Annotated in this window: 5 protein-coding genes; all 5 read left to right on the top strand. The window is 69.9% G+C overall.

The genetic code is table 11. The features are described 5' to 3' along the window. Positions 1-484: 484 nt before the first annotated feature. Positions 485-1,525 carry a selenide, water dikinase SelD gene (gene selD / locus ACIRDX_RS20755; RefSeq protein WP_396627344.1) on the top strand — a complete coding sequence of 347 codons (1,041 nt, stop codon included), beginning with the start codon at positions 485-487 and terminating at the stop codon, positions 1,523-1,525. A 210-nt stretch (positions 1,526-1,735) separates the two neighbouring features. Then, positions 1,736-2,158, top strand: coding sequence for an ATP synthase F0 subunit B (locus ACIRDX_RS20750; RefSeq protein WP_396627343.1), 423 nt, complete (start codon positions 1,736-1,738; stop codon positions 2,156-2,158). Positions 2,159-2,172: 14 nt separating this feature from the next. Further along, the gene (locus ACIRDX_RS20745) at positions 2,173-2,994 is read left to right on the top strand and encodes a hypothetical protein (RefSeq protein WP_396627342.1); all 822 of its coding nucleotides are present in this window, start codon (positions 2,173-2,175) and stop codon (positions 2,992-2,994) included. Further along, positions 2,991-3,533 (top strand): ATP synthase F1 subunit delta, encoded by a 543-nt coding sequence (atpH, locus tag ACIRDX_RS20740; RefSeq protein ID WP_396627341.1) that lies wholly within the window; start codon positions 2,991-2,993, stop codon positions 3,531-3,533. The genes ACIRDX_RS20745 and atpH overlap by 4 nt, the downstream gene beginning before the upstream one ends. Before the next feature lie 37 nt (positions 3,534-3,570). After that, positions 3,571-4,558, top strand: a 988-nt coding sequence (gene atpA, locus ACIRDX_RS20735; RefSeq protein ID WP_396627340.1) for a F0F1 ATP synthase subunit alpha, incomplete at its 3' end; no start/stop codon positions are given.

Raw genomic sequence — 4,558 nt, 5'->3', positions numbered from 1 at the left:
CTGATCCGCCTCTACGAGTTCCTCACGGAGAGGTAAAGACCTACCAACAATTCTGAATTCAGAGTTCAGAATGAAGCGCGGGGCCATCACCGTTGGACATCCGGGCGGCCGACGCAAGAGGCACGACCCGAGCCACCCGGACAGCGATGTCAGGTTCCAGGGTTGAGCATGAAGCGCCGGGCCTCACCGTTGGGCACGTGGGAGCTCACGCGGGATTCGTGGTCCGAACCCGGCGGCTTGCCGATCGTCCAGACGTTGATCGTGAACTGTGGATTCTGGATTGCAGTGGTTTGTGCGCTTGCCCGTGATGCTCACCCAGCGCTGAATTCGGAAGGGTGAATTCTGAGCTAACCGAAGATGATGGTGCGTGCCGTCAACGCCGGCCCCGCGCTTCGTTCGGAACTGTGAACTCTGAATTGCTGTAGTGGTGCGCGTTCCTGTGCTGCCGGCCCCGCGCTTCATTCTGAACTGTGAATTCTGAATCATGAAGAGACTGACCGACTACGCCGCCTGCGCCGGTTGAGCGAGCAAGCTCGCCGCTGGCGAGCTCGCTCAGGTCCTGAGCGATCTGCCCGTGCCCACCGATCCCCGTGTCCTGGTCGATTACCGGGACGCGGACGATGCCGGTGTGTTCGTGGTGGGGGACCTGGCGCTGGTACAGACGGTCGACTTCTTCACGCCCATCGTCGATGACCCGTTCGCGTACGGGCGCATCGCCGCGGCCAATGCCGTCAGCGACGTCTACGCGATGGGCGCGCGGCCCATCACGGCCCTCGCCATCGCTGCCTTCCCGGCGCGCGACTTCGACATGGCGACGGCGCGCGCCATCATCATGGGCGGCCTCTCCGTGCTCCAGGAGTGCGGGGTGGCGCTGCTCGGCGGCCACACCGTGCAGGACACGGAGATCAAGTTCGGGTACGCCGTGACCGGACTCGTCGCGCCCGACGCCGTGTGGACCAACGGCGGCGCCCGCCCCGGCGACCTGCTGATCCTCACCAAGGCGCTCGGCACCGGCATCGTGGCGACGGCTTCGAAGTTCGGCCGCACCGACGAGGCCACGCTCGCGGCCGCGGTCGCCTCGATGGGGCAGACCAATCGGGCCGCGGCCGAGTGCTTCCTGGCGCATCCGGGCGCCGTCCACGGCTGCACGGACATCACCGGGTTCGGGCTGGCCGGACACGCCTGCGAGGTGGCCACCGCGAGCCACGCCACGCTCGTGATCGACATGGCCCTGGCGCCTGTCCTGCCCGGCGCCCTCGCCCTGGCGCTCGGCAACAAGACCGGCGGTATGGTCAACAATCGCAAGCACTTCGGCGACGGCATCCGCCTCGAGTCGGTGCCCGACGACCTGGCGGCGCTGGCCTTCGATCCGCAGACATCTGGCGGTCTCCTGGCCGCCGTGGACCCTGCCATCGCCGTGCGCCTCGCCGACGAACTCCGGGCCGCCGGCCTCGCCGCGGCCATTGTCGGTCGGGTGGATCCGGCCGCGCCGGACGGGGCACGCGTCATCCTCACCCACGGGTAATCCCGGTTCCCACCCCCTGCTTGCCCTGAGCGAAGTCGAAGGGTGATGCAGGCATGATGGCGGGGCGGTCATGCCCATCCGTATTGCGCCTGTTTTGTAAATGATGGTATAAACGAGTGTTTCGGCGGGCACGCTGAGTCACCCCATGTGCCCGTGTCTTGCCTGCGGCGGGGCGCGCCCCGTCCACGTCGGTTCACTCCCGGAGGCACCGTGTTACCGGACCTGTCGGTCCTGTGGGTCATTGCCCTCGTGCTGCTGCTCACGGTCATCCTGCAGCAGCTCTTCTTCAAGCCACTCCTTCGCGTGATGCATGCGCGCGAGGACGCGGTGCAGTCGGCGCGATCGCTCGCCGAGCGCAGCGCGGCCGAGGCGCGTCGCGCCTCCGAGGAGTTCGACGCGAAGACGACGGCGGCCCGCGCGGCGTTCTACCGCGAACTCGACGACATGCGGCACCAGGGCCAGGAAGAGCGCGCCTCGATGTTGAGCGCCGCGCGCGACCAGGCCGACCGCGAACTCGAACAGGCGCGCGTCACGCTGGCGGCCGACACGGCGCAGGCCCGTGCGCAGCTCGAGCAGGACGCACGGCAGCTCGGTGAGCAACTGGCCGACCGGCTGGCGGGGCGCACGCACTGATGGGCACCTTTTCGATGACGGGACAGAGCTTGCAGCGTGTCGCCCTCGCGGTCGTGACGACCGGGGCGATGGCGCTTGCCACGCCAGTGCTCCTGGCACAGCAACCCCACGCGACCGAACCCGCCGCGGCAACGCCGGCGCCGGCCGCCCATGGCACCGAGCCTCAGGCTCCTGCGGCAGACGCGCACGGCGCGCCCGCGCCGGCCGCCGGGACGGCCGACCACGCCCCGGCCCAGCCGGGTGCCCCGGCCGATGGCCACGCCGCTCCGGCCGCTGACCACGCGGCTCCGGCTGGCGACCACGGTGCGGCGGCCTCGCACGGTGCGGCTGCCGGCGAGCACGGTGAGGCGCACGGCGAGAGCCTGCTCGTCACGCTGGCCCGCATCGCCAACTTCGCCATCCTCGCGGGTGTCATCTACTGGTTCGGCCGCAAGCCGCTTGCCGATCACCTGGCGTCGCGCCGCGCGCAGATTCGCGCGGACCTGGTCGACGCGGCCGAGACGAAGCAGCTCGCGACGCAGCGCCTCGCCGAGATCGAGGCCAAGCTGGCGGCGCTGCCCGCCGAGCTCGACGCGCTCCGCACGCGTGGTGCCGAGGAACTCTCCTCCGAGCGCACGCGCATCCGCGCTGCCGCCGAGGCAGAGCGTGATCGTCTCGTGGAACAGGCGCGCAAGGAAATCGAGTCGCAGACGCGTGCCGCCCGCGCCGACCTCCGTGCGCAGGCCGCGGCGCTCGCCGTCGATGTCGCGGAGACCCGCCTCAAGGCCACGCTCACGCCGGCGGAGCAGTCGGCGCTCGTCGACACGTACGCCAGCCAGATGAGGAACGTCCAGTGACCGCGCCGGAAGCCCGCCGCGCCGCCCGCGCCCTCTTCGAGGTGACGCAGGGCAGGGGCGATGCCCGACCCACGCTCGACGGCCTCGACGCCTTCGTGGCGGTGATGCAGGAGCACGCGGAGCTCGGCAACGCGCTGCGCTCGCCCTTCGTCGCCGGCGAGGGCAAGCGCGCCGTCGTCGAGCAGGTGACCAACGCCCTCGGGATCGCGCCGGCCGCCACGCAGGTGTTGTGCCTGCTGGCCGAGCAGCATCAGGTGGACGGCCTGGCCGCCCTCCTCAAGGAGTTCCGCGCCCAGGTGCACCGCGTCGAGCGGCGCGTCGACGCGGTAGTGACCACGGCGGTGCCGGTGTCGGAGGTGCAGCTCGCGCAGTTGCGCGACGCCCTCTCGCACGCGACCGGGCAGCAGGTGTCGCTGTCGTCGCGCGTCGACGCCGCGATCATCGGCGGCGCGGTCACCCGCGTCGGCAGCGTGGTCTACGACGGCAGCCTGGCGCGGCAGCTCGCGCGCATGAAGGAGCAGTTCGTCCAGCAGGGCTGATCCCTGTGACGTCTTGCGGTTCTCTCACCCACCAATCATGACCATCAAAGCAGACGACATCTCCCGCATCATCCGCGAGCAGATCGGCGGCTACACGTCCAACGTCGACGTGGCCGAGGTCGGCACCGTGCTGTCCATCGGCGACGGCATCGCGCGCCTCCAGGGCGTCGAGCGCGCCATGGCGGGCGAGATGATCGAGTTCCCCCACGGCGTGTTCGGCATCGCGCTGAACCTCGAGGAGGACTCGGTGGGCGCCGTGCTCCTTGGCGACTACAAGCTGATTCGCGAGGGCGATCAGTGCCGCCGCACCGGGCGCATCATCTCGGTGCCGGTGGGCGAGGAGCTGCTCGGTCGCGTCGTCAACGCGCTCGGCCAGCCGGTCGACGGCAAGGGCGCGATCCACACGTCGCGCGTCTCGCCGATCGAGGTCATCGCGCCGGGCGTGGTCGATCGCCAGCCCGTCCGCGAGCCGCTGCAGACCGGCATCAAGGCCATCGACGGCATGGTGCCGATCGGCCGCGGCCAGCGCGAGTTGATCATCGGCGACCGCCAGACGGGCAAGACCGCCGTCGCGGTGGACGCGATCATCAACCAGAAGGACACGGGCGTCATCTGCATCTACGTGGCCATCGGCCAGAAGCAGTCGACGATCGCCCAGGTCGTGCGCACGCTCGAGGAAGCCGACGCGATGCGGTACACGATCATCGTCGCGGCAGGCGCCTCGGACCCGGCGCCGATGCTGTACATCAGCCCGTACTCGGGCTGCACGATGGGCGAGTTCTTCCGCGACAGCGGCCGCCACGCGCTGGTGATCTACGACGACCTCTCGAAGCACGCCATGGCGTACCGCGAGATCTCGCTGCTGCTCCGTCGTCCGCCGGGCCGCGAGGCGTACCCGGGCGACGTGTTCTACCTGCACTCGCGCCTGCTCGAGCGCGCCGCGAAGCTGAACGACACGCTCGGTGGCGGATCGCTGACCGCGCTGCCGATCATCGAGACGCAGGCCGGTGACCTCTCGGCCTACA

It is taken from the genome of Luteitalea sp., from assembly GCF_044337415.1.
Taxonomy (GTDB): Bacteria; Acidobacteriota; Vicinamibacteria; order Vicinamibacterales; family Vicinamibacteraceae; genus Luteitalea.
The sequence above is the reverse complement of the archived record's forward strand: the minus strand, read 5'-3'. Positions and strand labels throughout refer to the sequence as shown.

Coding starts and splice junctions, on each gene's coding strand:
- ACIRDX_RS20745 (WP_396627342.1), top strand. CDS start 2,173: ATGACGGGACAGAGCTTGCAGCGTGTCGCCCTCGCGGTCGTGACGACC.